General features: G+C 66.8%; 16 protein-coding genes. 8 read left to right on the forward strand and 8 right to left on the reverse strand.

Going from position 1 to position 16,238, the window contains the following annotated elements; genetic code table 11:
• Nucleotides 1–405 precede the first annotated feature (405 nt).
• The 5 genes from rodA to AOZ49_RS04335 form a co-directional block, all read right to left on the reverse strand.
• Complete coding sequence (rodA, locus tag AOZ49_RS04315) at nucleotides 406–1,542, reverse strand: rod shape-determining protein RodA (protein WP_049076918.1); 1,137 nt, start codon at nucleotides 1,540–1,542, stop codon at nucleotides 406–408.
• The gene (mrdA, locus tag AOZ49_RS04320; RefSeq protein ID WP_054430698.1) at nucleotides 1,539–3,467 is read right to left on the reverse strand and encodes a penicillin-binding protein 2; all 1,929 of its coding nucleotides are present in this window, start codon (nucleotides 3,465–3,467) and stop codon (nucleotides 1,539–1,541) included. Before mrdA ends, rodA begins: the two co-directional genes overlap by 4 nt.
• 17 nt (nucleotides 3,468–3,484) lie before the next feature.
• Complete coding sequence (gene mreD / locus AOZ49_RS04325) at nucleotides 3,485–4,054, reverse strand: rod shape-determining protein MreD (protein ID WP_054430699.1); 570 nt, start codon at nucleotides 4,052–4,054, stop codon at nucleotides 3,485–3,487.
• A complete protein-coding gene (gene mreC / locus AOZ49_RS04330) occupies nucleotides 4,041–4,925 on the reverse strand; it encodes a rod shape-determining protein MreC (RefSeq protein ID WP_049076925.1) in 885 nt (294 codons plus the stop codon). Before mreC ends, mreD begins: the two co-directional genes overlap by 14 nt.
• 85 nt (nucleotides 4,926–5,010) lie before the next feature.
• Nucleotides 5,011–6,054 carry a rod shape-determining protein gene (locus AOZ49_RS04335; RefSeq protein ID WP_006391829.1) on the reverse strand — a complete coding sequence of 348 codons (1,044 nt, stop codon included), beginning with the start codon at nucleotides 6,052–6,054 and terminating at the stop codon, nucleotides 5,011–5,013.
• Between the two features lie 228 nt (nucleotides 6,055–6,282).
• On the opposite strand from AOZ49_RS04335, the gene gatC reads away from it, so the two are divergent.
• The 5 genes from gatC to AOZ49_RS31615 all read left to right on the forward strand — a co-directional run bounded on the left by gatC (nucleotide 6,283) and on the right by AOZ49_RS31615 (nucleotide 10,615).
• Complete coding sequence (gene gatC / locus AOZ49_RS04340) at nucleotides 6,283–6,591, forward strand: Asp-tRNA(Asn)/Glu-tRNA(Gln) amidotransferase subunit GatC (RefSeq protein ID WP_054430700.1); 309 nt, start codon at nucleotides 6,283–6,285, stop codon at nucleotides 6,589–6,591.
• Between the two features lie 3 nt (nucleotides 6,592–6,594).
• Complete coding sequence (gene gatA, locus AOZ49_RS04345; RefSeq protein WP_054474465.1) at nucleotides 6,595–8,208, forward strand: Asp-tRNA(Asn)/Glu-tRNA(Gln) amidotransferase subunit GatA; 1,614 nt, start codon at nucleotides 6,595–6,597, stop codon at nucleotides 8,206–8,208.
• A gap of 2 nt (nucleotides 8,209–8,210) precedes the next feature.
• Nucleotides 8,211–9,668 (forward strand): Asp-tRNA(Asn)/Glu-tRNA(Gln) amidotransferase subunit GatB, encoded by a 1,458-nt coding sequence (gene gatB, locus AOZ49_RS04350; protein ID WP_054474466.1) that lies wholly within the window; start codon nucleotides 8,211–8,213, stop codon nucleotides 9,666–9,668.
• Nucleotides 9,669–9,794: 126 nt separating this feature from the next.
• Nucleotides 9,795–10,046 carry a hypothetical protein gene (locus AOZ49_RS04355; RefSeq protein WP_054430703.1) on the forward strand — a complete coding sequence of 84 codons (252 nt, stop codon included), beginning with the start codon at nucleotides 9,795–9,797 and terminating at the stop codon, nucleotides 10,044–10,046.
• Nucleotides 10,043–10,615, forward strand: a complete 573-nt coding sequence (locus AOZ49_RS31615) for a type II toxin-antitoxin system VapC family toxin (RefSeq protein ID WP_082380316.1) — start codon at nucleotides 10,043–10,045, stop codon at nucleotides 10,613–10,615. The genes AOZ49_RS04355 and AOZ49_RS31615 overlap by 4 nt, the downstream gene beginning before the upstream one ends.
• Here the strand turns inward: AOZ49_RS31615 and pyrE are convergent.
• Nucleotides 10,530–11,219, reverse strand: a complete 690-nt coding sequence (pyrE, locus tag AOZ49_RS04360; protein ID WP_054430704.1) for an orotate phosphoribosyltransferase — start codon at nucleotides 11,217–11,219, stop codon at nucleotides 10,530–10,532. The genes AOZ49_RS31615 and pyrE overlap by 86 nt on opposite strands.
• A gap of 134 nt (nucleotides 11,220–11,353) precedes the next feature.
• On the opposite strand from pyrE, the gene AOZ49_RS04365 reads away from it, so the two are divergent.
• Together AOZ49_RS04365 and gdhA are read left to right on the forward strand one after the other, a co-directional pair.
• A complete protein-coding gene (locus tag AOZ49_RS04365; RefSeq protein WP_054430705.1) occupies nucleotides 11,354–12,142 on the forward strand; it encodes an exodeoxyribonuclease III in 789 nt (262 codons plus the stop codon).
• 453 nt (nucleotides 12,143–12,595) lie between these two features.
• Nucleotides 12,596–13,942, forward strand: a complete 1,347-nt coding sequence (gdhA, locus tag AOZ49_RS04370; protein ID WP_054430706.1) for an NADP-specific glutamate dehydrogenase — start codon at nucleotides 12,596–12,598, stop codon at nucleotides 13,940–13,942.
• A gap of 98 nt (nucleotides 13,943–14,040) precedes the next feature.
• Here the strand turns inward: gdhA and AOZ49_RS04375 are convergent, their stop codons facing one another.
• Both AOZ49_RS04375 and AOZ49_RS04380 read right to left on the reverse strand, forming a co-directional pair.
• Nucleotides 14,041–14,532, reverse strand: a complete 492-nt coding sequence (locus tag AOZ49_RS04375) for a copper chaperone PCu(A)C (protein WP_054474467.1) — start codon at nucleotides 14,530–14,532, stop codon at nucleotides 14,041–14,043.
• Nucleotides 14,533–14,551: 19 nt separating this feature from the next.
• Nucleotides 14,552–15,451, reverse strand: coding sequence for a LysR family transcriptional regulator ArgP (locus tag AOZ49_RS04380; protein WP_006391839.1), 900 nt, complete (start codon nucleotides 15,449–15,451; stop codon nucleotides 14,552–14,554).
• Between the two features lie 149 nt (nucleotides 15,452–15,600).
• On the opposite strand from AOZ49_RS04380, the gene AOZ49_RS04385 reads away from it, so the two are divergent.
• On the forward strand, nucleotides 15,601–16,233 hold the full coding sequence (locus AOZ49_RS04385) for a LysE/ArgO family amino acid transporter (RefSeq protein WP_054474468.1): 633 nt from the start codon (nucleotides 15,601–15,603) through the stop codon (nucleotides 16,231–16,233).
• The last annotated feature ends 5 nt before the right edge of the window (nucleotides 16,234–16,238 follow it).

Here is a 16,238-nt window from a genome sequence, read left to right on the forward strand (position 1 = left end):
CCCGGACACGATTGCGCCCTCGTGGCCGGCCACTTGCAACTCGAACTTACCGACATCGACCCCAATAAAGCAGCCAGATATTTGCATGATGGCTCTCCCTGCGATACGTTTAGTCCGCTGGGGTAGCCTCGCCTCGGGCGTTACCTTGCGATCAATCGGCGGTCCTAGGCCGCTAGATTCCTTATCGACGCTGTGAGGCGGGGTGGGATGCTCTCGTTGTGGCAGTCCGGGTGCTACCGGCTGATGGTTGAGCACGTCCCTACCCCAGCACCCTCCCACTGCGGAAGGTGCACCCACACCATACAAGGTTGAGTACGGGGAAGTCCGGAGCGAACGCTCCGGACCGCAATCGTAGGCGCGCCCACCCGTGCGCCCACCGCCCCGGGCGGCCTACGAAGAAAAAAATCAGCTCTTGACCGACCGATGCCGACTAATGCTCATCATGATCCCAAACGCAATCCCCATGGTGAACAAGGCTGTCCCCCCATAGCTCATGAACGGCAATGGCACCCCGACCACAGGCAGAATCCCCGTCACCATGCCCACGTTCACAAATACATAGATGAACAGCATCATCGTCAACGCCCCGGACAGCAGCCGCCCGAACTGCGATGATGCGCGCGAAGCGATGGTCAGGCCGCGGGCCATCATCAGGCCGTACAGCACCAGGATGGCGATGCCGCCGTACAGGCCGAATTCCTCGGCGTAGACGGCGAAGATGAAGTCCGTGGTGCGCTCGGGGATGAAGTCCAGGTGGGTCTGCGTGCCCTTCATGTAGCCCTTGCCGTAGACGCCGCCCGAGCCCACCGCGATCATCGACTGGATCGTGTGGAAGCCCTTGCCGAGCGGGTCGGAGCTGGGGTTGAGCAGCGTGCAGACGCGGTGCTTCTGGTAGTCGTGCAACACCACCCAGTTGACGTCCGGCTCGCACAGCTGGTCTTCGTAGTAGACCAGCGTGCCGATGCCGATGATGCCGGCCAGCATGACCGGGACCAGCAGCTTGAACGACAGACCGGCGAAGTAGATGACGAAGAAGCCGGCGCCGAACACCAGCAGCGCGGTGCCCAGGTCGGGCTGCAGCACGATCAGGCCGAAGGGGGCCGCCAGCATCGCGGCGGCGGCCAGGAAGTCGCGGATGCGGACCGCGCCCTCGTGGCGCTGGAAGTACCAGGCCAGCATCATGGGCACGGCGATCTTCATCATCTCGGACGGCTGGATTCGGGTCACGCCCAGGTTGAGCCAGCGCGTCGCGCCCTTGCTGGTCTCGCCGAAGAATTCCACGCCCAGCAGCAGCACCACGCCGACCACGTAGAACGGCAGCGCCAGCTTCATCAGCCACTTGGGCGGAATCAGCGCCATGGTCCACATGGCGAAGAAAGCGATGATGAAATTGCGCGACTGCTCGGCAAAACGCCAGTCGGTGCCGCCCACCGCCGAATGCATGACGGTCAGGCCGAGCGCGGCGAACATCATCAGGATCGCCAGCAGCGGCCAGTCGAAGGCCGTGAAGACGCGCAGCAGGATCAGGCCGAGACGCTTCATTGTTGGCGCACCAGGTCGGAGGTGATGTTTTCGACCGAGGCCGTCGATGCGTTGCGCTCAGGGCGCTGGATCTTGTCCTGGCGATCCTTGGCCAGCCAGTAGTCGAACACCTTGCGCGCCACCGGCGCGGCCACGCTGGCGCCCCAGCCGGCGTTCTCGACGATCAGCGCCACGGCGATGCGCGGGTGTTCGAGCGGCGCGAAGCCCATGAACAGCGCGTGGTCGCGCAGGCGTTCGTCGATGGCGCTGGCGCGGTAGTGGCCGCCGCGCAGGCTGAACACCTGGGCCGTGCCGGTCTTGCCGGCGGCCTGGTAGGGCGCGTTGGCGAAGGCGCGGCGCGCGGTGCCGGCGCGCACCACGTCGGCCATGGCGTTCTTGATGACGTCGACGTTGGCCTGCTTGAGCGGAATGCGGTAGTCGGGCGCGGACTCGGTGGGCTTGGCCACGCCCGAGCGCGGATCCCGCACCGCGTGCACCAAGTGCGGCCGGCGATACAGGCCGTCGTTGGCCAGGGTCGAAGTGCCCTGCGCCAGCTGCAGCAGGGTAAAGGCGTTGTAGCCCTGGCCCACGGCGACGGAGATGGTCTCGCCGGCGTACCAGCGCTGGCGTTCCTTGTCCTTGTAGGCCGAACGCTTCCAGTCGGTGGACGGCAGCACGCCGCGCTTTTCGCCCTCGAGGTCGATGCCGGTGATCTGGCCGAAGCCGAACTGCTTGGTGAAATCGTGCAGCGCGTTCACGCCGATCTCGGGGCCGAGCGAATAGAAATACGTGTCCGACGACACCACGATGGCCTTGTGCATGTCGGTCATGCCGTAGGCGGCGCCGCCGGCGTTGCGGAATTTCTGGCCGCCGAACTCGAAGTAGCCGGGATCGGAAATGCGGTCGGTGGCGCGGCGCTTGCCCAGCTCCAGGGCCGCCAGGCCGACGAAGGGCTTGTAGGTCGAGCCGATCGGATAGGTGCCGTACAGCGGGCGGTTGATCAGCGGGTGGTCCGGCGACTCGTTCAGCATGCGCCAGTTGTCCACGTCGATGCCGTCGACGAACAGGTTCGGGTCGAACGAGGGCTGCGACACGAACGCCAGCACCTCGCCGGTGTCGGGGTCGATCGCCACCAACGCGCCGCGCTGGCCCACGAAGGCTTCCTCGGCCACTTTCTGCAGGCCCAGGTCGATCGACAGCATGATGTCCGAGCCCGGCACCGGGTCGATGCGGCGCAACGTGCGCATGGGACGGCCGCCCGCGGTCACCTCGACCTCTTCCAGGCCGGTGCGGCCATGCAGCGCTTCTTCCCAGGTCTTCTCGATGCCCTTCTTGCCGATGACGTCGGTGCCGCGGTAGTTGCCCAATTGGCCGGCGCGCTCGAGTTCCTCGATGTCGCCCTCGGCGATACGGCCGATGTAGCCGACCACGTGGGCGGCGGACTGGCCTTGCGGATACTCGCGCACCCAGCGCGCGCGCAGCTCGACGCCCGGGAACTGGAAGGCGTGGGCGGCGAACCAGGCGGCTTCGGTCTCGTTGAGGTTGTTGCGCAGCTGCAGGCTGGCGTAGCGGCTGGATTCGGCCGCGCGGCGCTTGAAGCGGCGCTGATCGGCCGGGCTGATGTACACCACCTGCGTCAGCCGCTCGAACAGCGCGTTCATGTTGCCGGCCTGGGCCGGCACCACTTCAAGCGTGTAGGTGCGGTAGTTGCGCGCCAGCACCTCGCCGTTGCGGTCGAGGATCTCGCCGCGGCGCGGCGGGATCGGCACCACGGCGATGCGATTGCGGTCGGCGCGCTCGGACAGGCCCTCGTAGCGGTCGACCTGCAGGTACCAGAACCGGCCCACCAGCACGCCGAAGCAGGCCAGCGCGAACACGCCGCCCACCCAGGCGCGCAGGCGGAAGCGCTGCTTTTGCTGCTGGCCGGTTTTCTTGAATTCGAACATGTGACGCGGCGCCGCCGTCAGGCGGAGGAAGATTCGGCGTCATCGGCACCGCGCTGCGGCAAGTGCAGCACCCAGCCCGCCAGCGGCCACAGGGCGGCGGTGATGGCCACGCTGATGCCCCAGTCCCAGCCCGGCCACTTGCCGGCCAGCCAGGCGTGGATGATCTGGGTGAGGAAGCGGGCGATCAGGAACACAGGCAGCATGTGCATGGCCTGGCTCCAGAGGTCGAAACGTTGCAGGCGGCGGTGCAGCACCACGGCGCCGTAGGCGACCAGGGTGTAGGACAACGCATGCTCGCCGAGCAGGCCGGCGTCGTGCACGTCCATCAGCAGGCCGAAGCAGAAGGCGGTGAACAGGCCGACGCGGCGCGGCTCGTGCACGCACCAGAAGGCGATGATCAGGATCAGGACGTCGGGCGCGCCCTGCCACAGGCGCCAAGGCAGCAGCGATACCAGCCAGACCAGCAGGATGGTGCCCCAGACGAAGACCCCGTGCGCGGGGCCCGACAGGCGTTCCGGGTGCACGTTGCTGGGCGTGCCCAGCCGGCGCCGCGGTTGCCCGGATGATTGTTGATTAGTCCGATCCACCGGAATCGACCTCCTGACGGTTGGACTCGGCACGTTCCACGTCCACCTGCAGGACCAGGAAGTGGCGATAACGTTCAGGGTGGGCCAGCGGTTCGCAGACGGCTCGCGCGAAGCCGGAAGCGGTATCGCGCTCGACCGAGGTTACCTTGGCCACCGGCAGGCCGGCGGGAAACAGCCCGCCGACGCCACTGGTGACGATAGTATCGCCTTCCTTGATGTCGGCATTGGCCGCGAGGTAACGGACCTCCATCTTGCCGGGAGAGTTCCCGCCAAAGGCGATCAGTCGCAAACCATTGCGCAGCAGCTGCACCGGGATGGACACCTGCTCATCGGTGACCAGCGCGGCTTCGGCCGTCATGGGCGTCACGCGCACGATCTGGCCGACCACGCCGCCTTCGTCGATCACGGGCATGCCCGGCGCCAGGCCGGCCTTGCTGCCCTTGTTGAACACCAGCCGCTGGTTGAAGGCGTTGGTGGGCTCGTACAGCACTTCCACCACCACGGCCGACTGCGCCACGGTATCGGTCACGCCGAGCAGGCGGCGCAATTGCGCGTTTTCGGCGGCCAGCTGCGCCGCATGCGTGGCCACCTGGGCCAGCTCGATGCGCTGGCGCTGCAAGGCTTCGTTTTCAGTGCGGATGAGGTTGGCGGCGTTGACCCACTCGTTGACCTGTTGGACCAGATCGCGCGGCGCCATGACGGCGCGCTGGAAGGGATACAGCGCCACGGACATCGCGCGGCGCGCCGGTTCCAGCATGCGCCACTGCGAATCCATGATGATCAAAGCCAGTGCCAGGACGACCAGGATGACCAGCCGCACCTCCGCCGGAGGGCCGCGCCTGAATAGGGGGGGAGTCCCTTGTCGTTGCATGAATCTCAGCCCGGGCGCCCGCGCCCGCAGCCCCCCGCAGCGGCCGGAGCCGTGAAAAAGCGGGGCTCCGGGCTGGCGGGCAGGATTAGTCGTTGATGAAGATCGCGCCCAGTTTCTCAAGGTGTTCCAGCGCCTCGCCGCAACCGCGCACGACGCAGGTCAGGGGATCATCGGCGACCACCACCGGCAGGCCGGTTTCTTCCTGCAGCAGGCGGTCGAGGTCGCGCAGCAGCGCGCCACCGCCGGTCAGGGCGATGCCCTTGTCGGTGATGTCGGCGCCGAGTTCGGGCGGGGTCTGTTCCAGGGCGATCTTGACGGCCGAGACGATCTGGTTGAGCGGGTCGGTCAGCGATTCCAGGATCTCGTTGGACGAGACCGTGAAGCTGCGCGGCACGCCTTCGGCCAGGTTGCGACCCTTGACCTCGATCTCGCGGACTTCGGAACCCGGGAACGCCGAGCCGATTTCCTTCTTGATGAGTTCGGCGGTGGGTTCGCCGATCAGCATGCCGTAGTTGCGGCGGATGTAGTTGACGATGGCCTCGTCGAACTTGTCGCCGCCGACGCGCACCGAACCCTTGTAGACCATGCCGCCCAGCGAGATGACCGCCACTTCGGTGGTGCCGCCGCCGATGTCGACGACCATGGAGCCGCTGGCGTCGGAGACGGCCAGGCCGGCGCCGATGGCCGCGGCCATGGGTTCTTCGATCAGGAACACGTGCGAGGCGCCGGCGCCGAGGGCCGATTCGCGGATGGCGCGGCGTTCAACCTGGGTGGAGCCGCAGGGCACGCACACGATGATGCGCGGGCTGGGCGCCAGCATGTTGCGGGGGTGCACCATGCGGATGAACTGCTTGAGCATCTGCTCGGTGACCGTGAAGTCGGCGATGACGCCGTCCTTCATGGGCCGGATGGCCTCGATGTTGCCGGGCACGCGGCCGAGCATCTGCTTGGCCTCCTGGCCGACGGCCTGGATGATTTTCTTGCCGTGAGGCCCGCCTTCATGACGGATAGCGACCACGGAGGGCTCATCGAGCACGATGCCCTTGCCGCGGACGTAGATCAGCGTATTGGCGGTACCGAGGTCGATCGCCATATCGCTGGAAAAATAACTGCGCAGGAATCCGAACATGGGAGCTCAGCTAAATTCTGGGGGGAATTGGGGTCATGCCGCGGGGCGTACGGCCCAGGAAAGCCTGGGTGCGCCTGTCATCACGGCGATTAAACCGTGAATCATAACTTATAATTTCCCCGGAAATAGCGCATAAATGCAGGCTATTCAAGCTTTGTAACGGGTTTGGCATGTGCATACTGCCCAGTCCCGCCCCTCGGCCTCCGCTTCTCGATATTTGCAATCCCCATGGCGCTCAATGACACAGATGTGGCCCGCATTGCCAAGCTGGCCAGAATCGAACTGACCCCGGACCAGCGCGAACACGCGCAGGCCGAGCTCAATGGCATCCTCCACCTGATCGAACGGCTGCAGGCCGTCGACACCCAGGGCGTCGAACCCCTGGCCCACCCGCTGTCGGCCCACGAAGACATCGTGCTGCGCCTGCGCCAGGACGCCGTGACCGAAACCGCCTCGGAGGCCCGCCGCGCAGAGCTGCTGGCCAATGCCCCCGACGCCCAGGACGGTCTTTTCCTGGTCCCCAAGGTTCTCGACTAAGCCATGACCCAACCCGCCCTGCACACCCAATTCGAGGGGATCGCCGCCCTGCGCGCGGCCCTCGCCCAACGCCAGGTCAGCGCCGTCGAGCTGGCGCAAAGCTCGCTGGCGGCCGCCGACGCGGCCAGCGGCCTGAACGCCTTCTTACATATTGACGCCGAATTGACGCTGGCCCAGGCCCGCGCCGCCGACGCCGCGCTGGCCGCCGGCAATGCCGGCCCGCTGGCCGGCGTGCCCATCGCCCACAAGGACGCCTTCGTCACCCGCGGCTGGCGCACCACCGCCGGCAGCAAGATGCTGGACGGCTACGTCAGCCCGTTCGACGCCACCGTGGTCGAACGCCTGCAGGCCGCCGGCGCCGTGTCGCTGGGCAAGCTCAACTGCGACGAATTCGCCATGGGCTCGGGCAACGAAAACTCGGCCTACGGCGTGGTCCGCAACCCCTGGGATCCGGCCGCCGTGCCTGGCGGTTCCTCGGGCGGTTCGGCCGCCGCCGTCGCCGCCCGCCTGGTGGCCGCCACCACCGGCACCGACACCGGCGGCTCGGTGCGCCAGCCCGCCGCGCTGTGCGGCGTCAGCGGCATCAAGCCGACCTACGGCACCGTCTCGCGCTACGGCATGGTCGCCTTCGGCTCCAGCCTGGACCAGGCCGGCCCGCTGGCCCCCAGCAGCCGCGACCTGCTCGAACTGCTGGACGTCATCAGCGGCTTCGACCCGCGCGACGCCACCAGCCTGGAAAAATGCGACGCCGCCGTCAACGAACCGGGCCGCGTGCGGCGCGATTTCGATGCCGCGCAAGGCAAGTTCGACGCCGCCGGCAGCCAGCCCCTGAAGGGCCTGCGCATCGGCGTGCCCGAGGAATACTTCGGCGCCGGCCTGGCGCCGGACGTGGCCGCCGCGGTGCAGGCCGCCCTGGCCCAGTTCGAGGCCCTGGGCGCGGTGCGCGTGCCGGTGTCGCTGCCGCGCACCGAGCTGGCCATCCCCGCCTACTACGTCATCGCCCCCGCCGAAGCGTCCAGCAACCTGGCGCGCTACGACGGCGTGCGCTACGGCCACCGCGCCGCGCAGTATGGCGACCTGAACGAGATGATCAGCCGCTCGCGCGCCGAAGGCTTCGGCGACGAGGTCAAGCGCCGCATCCTGATCGGCACCTACGTGCTGTCGCACGGCTACTACGACGCCTACTACCTGCAGGCCCAGCGTCTGCGCCGCATGATCGCCCAGGACTTCCAGCGCGCCTTCGCCGGCCAGTGCGACGTCATCATGGGTCCGGTGACCCCGACGGTGGCCAAGAACATCGGCGACAACCGCGACGACCCCACCGCCGACTGGCTGGCCGACGTCTACACGCTGGGCGTCAGCCTGGCGGGCCTGCCCGCGATGTCGGTTCCGTGCGGATTCGGCGCCGGCGCAGGAAAGACGCCCCCACGCTCGCCAGGCTCGCTGCCCCCCGAGGGGGCTGCCAGCGCCTTGGGGCGGCCCGGCGGCGCTGGCCGTCCCGTCGGCCTGCAGATCATCGGCAACTACTTCGACGAAGGCCGCCTCCTGGCCATCGCCGACCGCTACCAACAAGTCACGACGTGGCACAAGGCCACGCCGGCCCAGCAGGACGCCTAAGCATGAACTGGGAAATCGTCATCGGCCTGGAAACGCACACCCAGCTTTCCACCGACTCCAAGATCTTTTCGGGCAGCAGCACCGAGTTCGGCGCCGCGCCCAACACCCACGCCAATGAAGTCGACCTGGCGCTGCCGGGCAGCCTGCCGGTCATGAACCGCGGCGCCGCCGAACGCGCCATCCGCTTCGGCCTGGCGGTCGGCGCCGAGATCGCGCCGCGCTCGGTGTTCGCGCGCAAGAACTACTTCTACCCCGACCTGCCCAAGGGCTACCAGATCAGCCAGTACGAGCTGCCGGTGGTGGTGGGCGGCTCGCTGTCGTTCTTCGTCGGCGAGGAAGAGAAGACCGTCAACCTGACGCGCGCCCACCTGGAAGAGGACGCGGGCAAGTCGTCGCACGACAACTTCGCCCTGGCCAACGGCGCGCCGGCCAGCGGCATCGACCTGAACCGCGCCGGCACGCCGCTGCTGGAAATCGTCACCGAACCGGAAATGCGCTCGGCCGCCGAGGCCGTGTCCTATGCCCGCGCCCTGCACAGCCTGGTGGTGTGGCTCGGCATCTGCGACGGCAACATGCAGGAAGGCTCGTTCCGCTGCGACGCCAACGTCTCGGTGCGCCCGGTCGGCCAGAAGGAATTCGGCACCCGCACCGAGATCAAGAACGTCAACTCGTTCCGCTTCCTGGAACGCGCCATCACCTATGAGGCGCGGCGCCAGATCGAGCTGATCGAGGACGGCGGCACCGTGGTCCAGGAAACCCGCCTGTACGACGCCGACCGCGACGAGACCCGCAGCATGCGCAGCAAGGAAGACGCGCACGACTACCGCTACTTCCCCGATCCCGACCTGCCCACGCTGGTGATCTCGCGCGAGTGGGTGGACCAGGTCCGCGCCGCCATGCCCGAGCTGCCGGCCGCCCAGCGCGCCCGCTTCGAATCCGAATACGGCCTGCCGGCCTACGACGCCGCCCAGCTGACCGTCAGCCGCGACCTGGCCGCCTACTTCGAAGCCGTGGCGCACGCGCTGCCGGCCGGCCAGGCCAAGCTGGCCGCCAACTGGATCATGGGCGAAGTGGCCGCCACCCTGAACAAGGAAGAAAAGGCCATCGCCGCGGCGCCGGTGCAGGCGCCGGCCCTGGCCGCGCTGATCAACCGCATCATCGACGGCACCATCTCCAACAAGATCGCGCGTGAAGTGTTCGGCGCCATGTGGGCCGGCGAAAACGGCGGCCAGCCCGACGCCATCATCGATGCCCGCGGCCTCAAGCAGATCAGCGACACCGGCGCCATCGGCGCCATGATCGACGAGGTGCTGGCGGCCAATCCGGCCATCGTCGAGGAATATCGCGCCGGCAAGCAGAAGGCGTTCAACTCGCTGGTCGGCCAGATCATGAAGGCCGCGCGCGGCAAGGCCAATCCGCAGCAGGTCAACGACCTGCTCAAGCAGAAGCTGGACAGCTGATCTCCCTGCGCCGTCCCGACCTCGGGGCGGCGTGCAAGATCAGACCCCTCCTAGGGCCGCGGCATCTTGTCGCGGCCTTTTGTTTGGCCAAGAATGATCCGGTCGATTTCGACTGGAGATTTGGCCATGAACGCCCCCTACCTATCCATCCCACGCGAACAAGTTGCGGACCGGCTCGACGAAATGATCCAGGCCGCAAACGATGGCGTGTTCGTTGTCATCACCCAGGACGGTCTGGCGCAAGCGCAGCTCAGGCGGGTCAATCCCCTGATGACCGAGGCGGGTCACAATGCGATAGAAGAACTGAAACGGTTCCCGGGCATCCCGTACACCGACGAAGCCACCTGGTGGTATGCCGTCAAAGGGATCCGCGAATGAAGCTCGTGCTCGATGCCTCGGTCGCGTTGAGCTGGCTGCGATTGCCCAGCCAAACCTGCAGCGAACAGGCGTTTGCCATCCTGGACGACCTGAACGGCGAAGCCGTCCTGGTCCCGCAGATCTGGCCAATGGAAGTGGCTCAAGGCGCCTTGCGCGTCGAGCGGCAGCAGCAGGCCACGGCAGCCACACTGGCCAAATTCTCTGCCGTGCTGAACAGCGTGCCCGTCGTCAACGAATCGCGCCCTTCTACCGCCTGGCTGCCTCAATGCGAGCAGCTCGCCCGCGAACACGGGCTTACCATCTATGACGCCTCGTACCTGGAACTCGCGCTATGGCGCGGCGCCGCGCTGGCCACGTTCGACAAACGTCTGGCGCAGGCGGCCCAGGCGAGCGGCGTGTTGGTCGTCGGGCATGAACCAGCCCACAGGCTCGAAGAACCTGTCCTGCGATGCGGCGGCCGGCACTGCCTTGCCGGACTCGCGCTTACTTCACCCCGTACTTCGTCCGGTAGGCCTGCACCGCATCGCGGTGTTCGGCAAACGCGGCGTCGTCCTGCAGCAGCGCCATGATGTCCGCCAGCGAGGCAATCGCCACCACCGGGATGCCGTAGGTCTTGGCCACGTCCTGCACCGCCGAGTGCGCCGACAGCGCGTCGTCGGCACCCGCGCGTTCCATGCGGTCCATGGCGATCAGCACGGCCGCCGGCTCGGCGCCGGCGTTGCGGATGATCTCCACCGACTCACGCACCGAGGTGCCCGCGGTGATCACGTCGTCGATGATGACGACCTTGCCCTTGAGCGGCGCGCCCACCAGGGTGCCGCCTTCGCCGTGGTCCTTGGCTTCCTTGCGGTTGTAGGCGAACGGCACGTCGCTGCGGCCCTGCATCGCCGGATGGCCGGCCAGCGCGACGGCGGTGGCCGTCGCCAGGGGAATGCCCTTGTAGGCCGGGCCGAACAGCATGTCGAAGGCCACGCCCGAGTCCAGCAGCGCCTGGGCGTAGAAGCCCGCCAGCTTGCCGACCGAACCACCGCTGTTGAACAGGCCCGCGTTAAAGAAATAGGGACTGATACGGCCGGACTTGACCTTGAAGCTGCCGAAGCGCAGCACGCCTTCGTTCAGGGCGAAGCGGACAAAATCAAGCGAGGTGGCGGAGGCGGCGTGGGCGGCAGACATGCGAGGAGGATCCGAGAGGTGGCAAACCCCGGCATTTTATCCGTTGTCGGGGCTATTCCCGGGCAACGTCGTCGAGTCGGTTAAATTCCTGGCATTGTTCCGGCCGTTTCCGGCCGCTCTACAGGAGTCCCGCTTTGCTGCGCATCACGTCGATCAACCTCAATGGCATCCGGTCCGCCTTCCGCAAGGGCCTGCAACCCTGGATGGAGAAGCACGCCGCCGACGTGCTGTGCCTGCAGGAAATCAAGGTGTCGGACGAGGACCTGACTGAAGACCTGCGCCACCCTCCCGGCTACACCGGCCACTTCCACCACGCCGTTAAAAAGGGCTACAGCGGCGTCGGCATCTACCTGCGCGACGCGGCCGAGCGCGTCAACATCGGCCTGGGTTGCGAAGAATTCGACCCCGAAGGCCGCGTCATCCGCGCCGACTGGAAGAACCTGTCCGTCATCAGCGCCTACCTGCCGTCGGGCTCCAGCGGCGACGAACGCCAGCAGGCCAAATACCGCTTCCTGGACCGTTTCGGCCCGTGGATCGACGAGCTGATGCACGAACACAAGAAGACCGGCCGCGAATTCATCATCTGCGGCGACTGGAACATCGCCCACAAGGAAATCGACCTCAAGAACTGGAAGGGCAACCTGAAGAACTCCGGTTTCCTGCCCGAGGAACGCGCCTGGCTGACCGACGTGTTCGACAAGCGCGGCTTCGTCGACGTGTTCCGCACCATCGACGACCGTCCCGACCAATACACCTGGTGGAGCAACCGCGGCCAGGCCTGGGCCAAGAACGTCGGGTGGCGCATCGACTACCAGATCGCCACGCCGGGCATCGCCGCCCGCGCGCGCAGCGTCGCCATCTACAAGGACGAACGCTTTTCCGACCACGCGCCGCTGACCATCGACTACGACGCGACGCTCTGAAGACGCGGGCGGCGGAAGTCGGATTCCGCCGCCCGAGCATGATCCGGCTCAAAATATAATTAGGGACGCATAAAGAGAATCTGGCCCCGCAAGATGAGGACCATATCCCGCCAAAAGGCTGGATTTCCCTATGAGGCGGCGATTCCGCACCGCCCCCCCCCAGATTCCAATAATATTGGGGGCATATCTATTTTCCCTGTGAATTCAATGCCTCATGGCTTCTCCTATGAAGCCTCGGGTTCTCCGCCCACTCGCCAAGGCCAAATACGTCCCCAATAAAACAGGAAAAAAGTGCTTTGATATCAAGGTGATGGCGGAATTTTCGGCTTTGCGCAGGGCAACAAATTGGCCCTACAATCTCGCACCAAGCCGGTGCGCCTTGCACCAATTCGGAGAGCCGACGCCCCAAAACAGCGCATCTCCGCACTCATTCGAAGCACCCCCAAGGAGATCATGTTGAAAGTGCAGCGTCTGGACGACTTCCTGCGTAGCGTCGCCGCGCGCGATCCGCAGCAACCGGAATTCATGCAAGCCGTCCAGGAGGTGATGCTGAGCCTGTGGCCTTTCATCGAAAAGCACCCCCACTACGCCGAGCACGCCCTGCTCGAGCGCCTGGTGGAGCCGGAACGCGTGATCCAGTTCCGCGTGTGCTGGACTGACGACAAGGGTCAGGCGCAGGTCAACCGCGCTTTCCGCATCCAGCACAGCTCGGCCATCGGCCCGTTCAAGGGCGGCATGCGTTTCCACCCCTCGGTGAACCTGTCGATCCTGAAGTTCCTGGCGTTCGAGCAGACCCTGAAGAACTCGCTGACCACGCTGCCCATGGGCGGCGGCAAGGGCGGTTCCGACTTCGACCCCAAGGGCAAGTCCGACGCCGAAGTCATGCGCTTCTGCCAGGCCCTGATGATCGAGTTGTACCGTCACCTGGGTCCGGACACCGACGTGCCGGCCGGCGACATCGGCGTGGGCGCGCGTGAAGTCGGCTTCATGGCCGGCATGATGAAGAAGCTGTCGAACTCCACCGCCAGCGTCTTCACCGGCAAGGGCCTGACCTTCGGCGGCAGCCTGATCCGCCCCGAAGCCACCGGCTACGGCACCGTCTACTTCGCCGAGGAAATGCTCAAGCGCGTCGGCAAGTCGTTCGACGGCCTGCGCGTGTCGGTCTCGGGCTCGGGCAACGTGGCCCAGTACGCCATCGAGAAGGCCATGGCGCTGGGCGCCAAGGTCGTGACGGTGTCCGACTCGAACGGCACGGTGGTCGACGAAGCCGGCTTCAACCATGAGAAGCTGGTGGCGCTGATGCACGTCAAGAACGACCTGCGCGGCCGCCTGGACACCTACGCCCGCCAATTCGGCCTGGTCTATGAACCCGGCAAGCGCCCCTGGCACGTGCCGGTCGATGTGGCACTGCCCTGCGCCACCCAGAACGAACTGGAACTGGCAGACGCCCAGACGCTGATCAAGAACGGCGTGCAGTGCGTGGCCGAAGGCGCCAACATGCCCGCCACCCTGGACGCCGCCAAGGCCTTCATCGCCGCCCGCGTGCTGTACGCTCCGGGCAAGGCCAGCAACGCCGGCGGCGTGGCCGTGTCGGGCCTGGAAATGGCCCAGAACTCGGCCCGCCTGGCCTGGACCCGCGAGGAAGTGGACGCGCGCCTGCACGCCATCATGCGCGACATCCACGAGAACTGCGTGCGCCACGGCCACAGCGAGCGCGAATACGTGAACTACCTGGACGGCGCCAACATCGCCGGCTTCGTCAAGGTCGCGGACGCGATGCGCCAGCAAGGGCTGTACTGATCGACAAGCCGGCGCCCCGTGCGCCGGCTGGCGGCAAAAGCAAGGCGGCAGGCTCGAACAGCCTGCCGCCTTGCTTTATTCCGGACCGCCTGGCGGGATCAGTGCTTCATCGCGCCGTGATCGTGGCTCATGCCGGGATTGTGCGAAGCCGGCTTGACCTTGAACTGCACCGCCGCCTCGCCCGCCTTCTCGAACTTCAGCGTGGCCGGCACCGTGGCGCCCTCGGCGAACGGCGCCTTCAGCTTGATGAACATGACGTGGTAGCCGCCCGGGGACAGCTTGACCTCGCCGTTGGCCGGCAGCGCGATGCCGCCCTCGACCTGGCGCATCTTGGCCACGCCGTTGGCGGTTTCGACCGTATGCAGCTCGACGCGCTCGGCGGCGTCGGAAGAGATCGACAGCAGGCGGTCGGCCGTCTTGGCCTCGTTGTCGATGTCCATGTAGCCGGCGCCGTTGGACTGGCCCGGGGCGGACGCGCGCACCCAGAGATCATCGATCTCGACCTCGCCGACCTTGTAGTCCTTGGCCCAGGCCGAACCGGCCGCGCACAGGCCCAGGACGGCGACAGCGGCGAACTTGCGGATGTTCATGGGGTGTTCTCCTATGGGGTTAACGCCGCCGGACCAGGCTGCGGGCGGCTGACAGGACCGAATCCGTCAAGGCTTCCATCGCTTCGGAGTTTACCCGCCAATGCTGCCAATACAGCGGCACGTCCTCCCAGGCGCGCCCCCGCAGCAGCACCAGATGACCTGCGTCAAGGTGCTCCTGCACCAGCGGCAGCGGATTCATGGTCCAGCCCAGCCCGCCCAACGTCGCCTGCACGAAGGCGCGGGTGGACGGCACCCACCAGACCGGCGGTTGCCACGGCGCGGGGTCGGAGATCTTGTGGGCGAAGCGGGCCTGCAGCGCGTCCTTGCGGTTGAACACCAGCACCGGCGCCTGCGCCAGCGTCTGCGCGTTCACGCCCTGCGCGAAATAGCGTTTGTGGAAGGCCGGCGTGCACGTCGCCACATAGCGCATGCTGCCCAGCGCATGAATGCGGCAGCCCTGCACCGGGTCGGCCAGCGTCGTCACCGCGCCCAGCACCGAGCCGTTGCGCAGCAGCGCGGCGGTGTGGTCCTGGTCTTCGGACTGCATGTCGAGCGTGGCGCGGGTGCGGCTGGAGAACTGCAGCGCCGCGTCGACGAACCAGGTCTCAAGGCTGTCGTGGTTGACCGCGATGGGGATGCTGGCGTGCGGTACGTCGTCGTCCGCCACGCCCAGCCGGTTCAGCGCGTCGTGCTCCAGCAGCGCGGTCTGCTCGGCCAGCTGCACCAGCACCTGGCCATCGCCGGTGGCCGCGGCCGGCACGGTGCGCTGGACCAGCAGCCGGCCCATGCGGTCTTCGAGCGCCTTGATCCGCTGCGACACCGCCGACGGCGTCACGCTCAACGCCAGCGCGGCCCGTTCGAAACTGCCTTCGCGCACCACCGCGGCCAGGGCGCGCAGGTTGCCATGATCGATCTTCATATGATTAGTTTTACTTAAGATAGTGAAGGAAAATTAGCTGTATTTCATATTGGCGGCAAGCGAAAATGTTGCATTGCCGGTATGCGCGACGCTGCCGGCCCGGTATCCCAAGCGCCACCACAAGGCGTTGCAGTCAAAAGGTTCGCGTCATGTTCGCCACGTTGTCATCCCCCCTCTTCCTCACCGCCTGGGCCAGCGGCACGGCCACCGGGCTGGGCCTGTTCGCCGTCGTCGGCGCGCAAAGCGCGTTCATCCTGCGCCAGGGATTGATGCGCGCGCACCTGCTGTCCGTGGTCGCCATCTGCGCGCTGATCGACGCCATCTTCATCTTCGCCAGCGTCTCGGGCCTGCAGGCCCTGACCGCCTGGTTCCCGCGGCTGACCACCGCGGTGCTGTGGTTCGGCGTGGCGTTCCTGTCGTGGTACGCGCTGCAGTCGGCGCGCCGCGCCTGGACCGCCACCGGCGGTCTGGCCGCCGCGCGCGACGTGGTGCCCTCGCGCCGCGCCGCGATGCTGGGCGCGCTGGGCTTTTCGCTGCTGAACCCGCATTTCTGGCTCGACATGGTGGTGGTGGGCTCGCTGGCCCACGGCTTCGACGACGCCCGCATGGCGTTCGCCGCCGGCGCCTTCACCGCCAGCCTGCTGTGGCTGGCCGTGCTGGGCATCGGGTCGCGCCTGTTCGCGCGCTTCTTCGCCAGCGCCTCGGCCTGGCGCGTGCTGGACGGCGTCATCGCCGTGGTCATGGCCGGCCTGGCGATCAGCCTGGCGGTCAAGGGCGTCTGACGGCC

Source organism: Achromobacter sp. 2789STDY5608615 (assembly GCF_001298995.1).
In the GTDB taxonomy this organism is placed as follows: domain Bacteria; phylum Pseudomonadota; class Gammaproteobacteria; order Burkholderiales; family Burkholderiaceae_B; genus Achromobacter; species Achromobacter insuavis.

Excerpts from the sequence above, each read along its gene's own strand:
- rodA (WP_049076918.1), bottom strand. The coding sequence starts at position 1,542 with ATGAAGCGTCTCGGCCTGATCCTGCTGCGCGTCTTCACGGCCTTCGAC.
- mrdA (WP_054430698.1), bottom strand. The coding sequence starts at position 3,467 with ATGTTCGAATTCAAGAAAACCGGCCAGCAGCAAAAGCAGCGCTTCCGC.
- mreC (WP_049076925.1), bottom strand. The coding sequence starts at position 4,925 with ATGCAACGACAAGGGACTCCCCCCCTATTCAGGCGCGGCCCTCCGGCG.
- AOZ49_RS04335 (WP_006391829.1), bottom strand. The coding sequence starts at position 6,054 with ATGTTCGGATTCCTGCGCAGTTATTTTTCCAGCGATATGGCGATCGAC.
- gatC (WP_054430700.1), top strand. The coding sequence starts at position 6,283 with ATGGCGCTCAATGACACAGATGTGGCCCGCATTGCCAAGCTGGCCAGA.
- gatA (WP_054474465.1), top strand. The coding sequence starts at position 6,595 with ATGACCCAACCCGCCCTGCACACCCAATTCGAGGGGATCGCCGCCCTG.
- gatB (WP_054474466.1), top strand. The coding sequence starts at position 8,211 with ATGAACTGGGAAATCGTCATCGGCCTGGAAACGCACACCCAGCTTTCC.
- AOZ49_RS04355 (WP_054430703.1), top strand. The coding sequence starts at position 9,795 with ATGAACGCCCCCTACCTATCCATCCCACGCGAACAAGTTGCGGACCGG.
- AOZ49_RS31615 (WP_082380316.1), top strand. The coding sequence starts at position 10,043 with ATGAAGCTCGTGCTCGATGCCTCGGTCGCGTTGAGCTGGCTGCGATTG.
- pyrE (WP_054430704.1), bottom strand. The coding sequence starts at position 11,219 with ATGTCTGCCGCCCACGCCGCCTCCGCCACCTCGCTTGATTTTGTCCGC.
- gdhA (WP_054430706.1), top strand. The coding sequence starts at position 12,596 with ATGTTGAAAGTGCAGCGTCTGGACGACTTCCTGCGTAGCGTCGCCGCG.
- AOZ49_RS04375 (WP_054474467.1), bottom strand. The coding sequence starts at position 14,532 with ATGAACATCCGCAAGTTCGCCGCTGTCGCCGTCCTGGGCCTGTGCGCG.
- AOZ49_RS04380 (WP_006391839.1), bottom strand. The coding sequence starts at position 15,451 with ATGAAGATCGATCATGGCAACCTGCGCGCCCTGGCCGCGGTGGTGCGC.
- AOZ49_RS04385 (WP_054474468.1), top strand. The coding sequence starts at position 15,601 with ATGTTCGCCACGTTGTCATCCCCCCTCTTCCTCACCGCCTGGGCCAGC.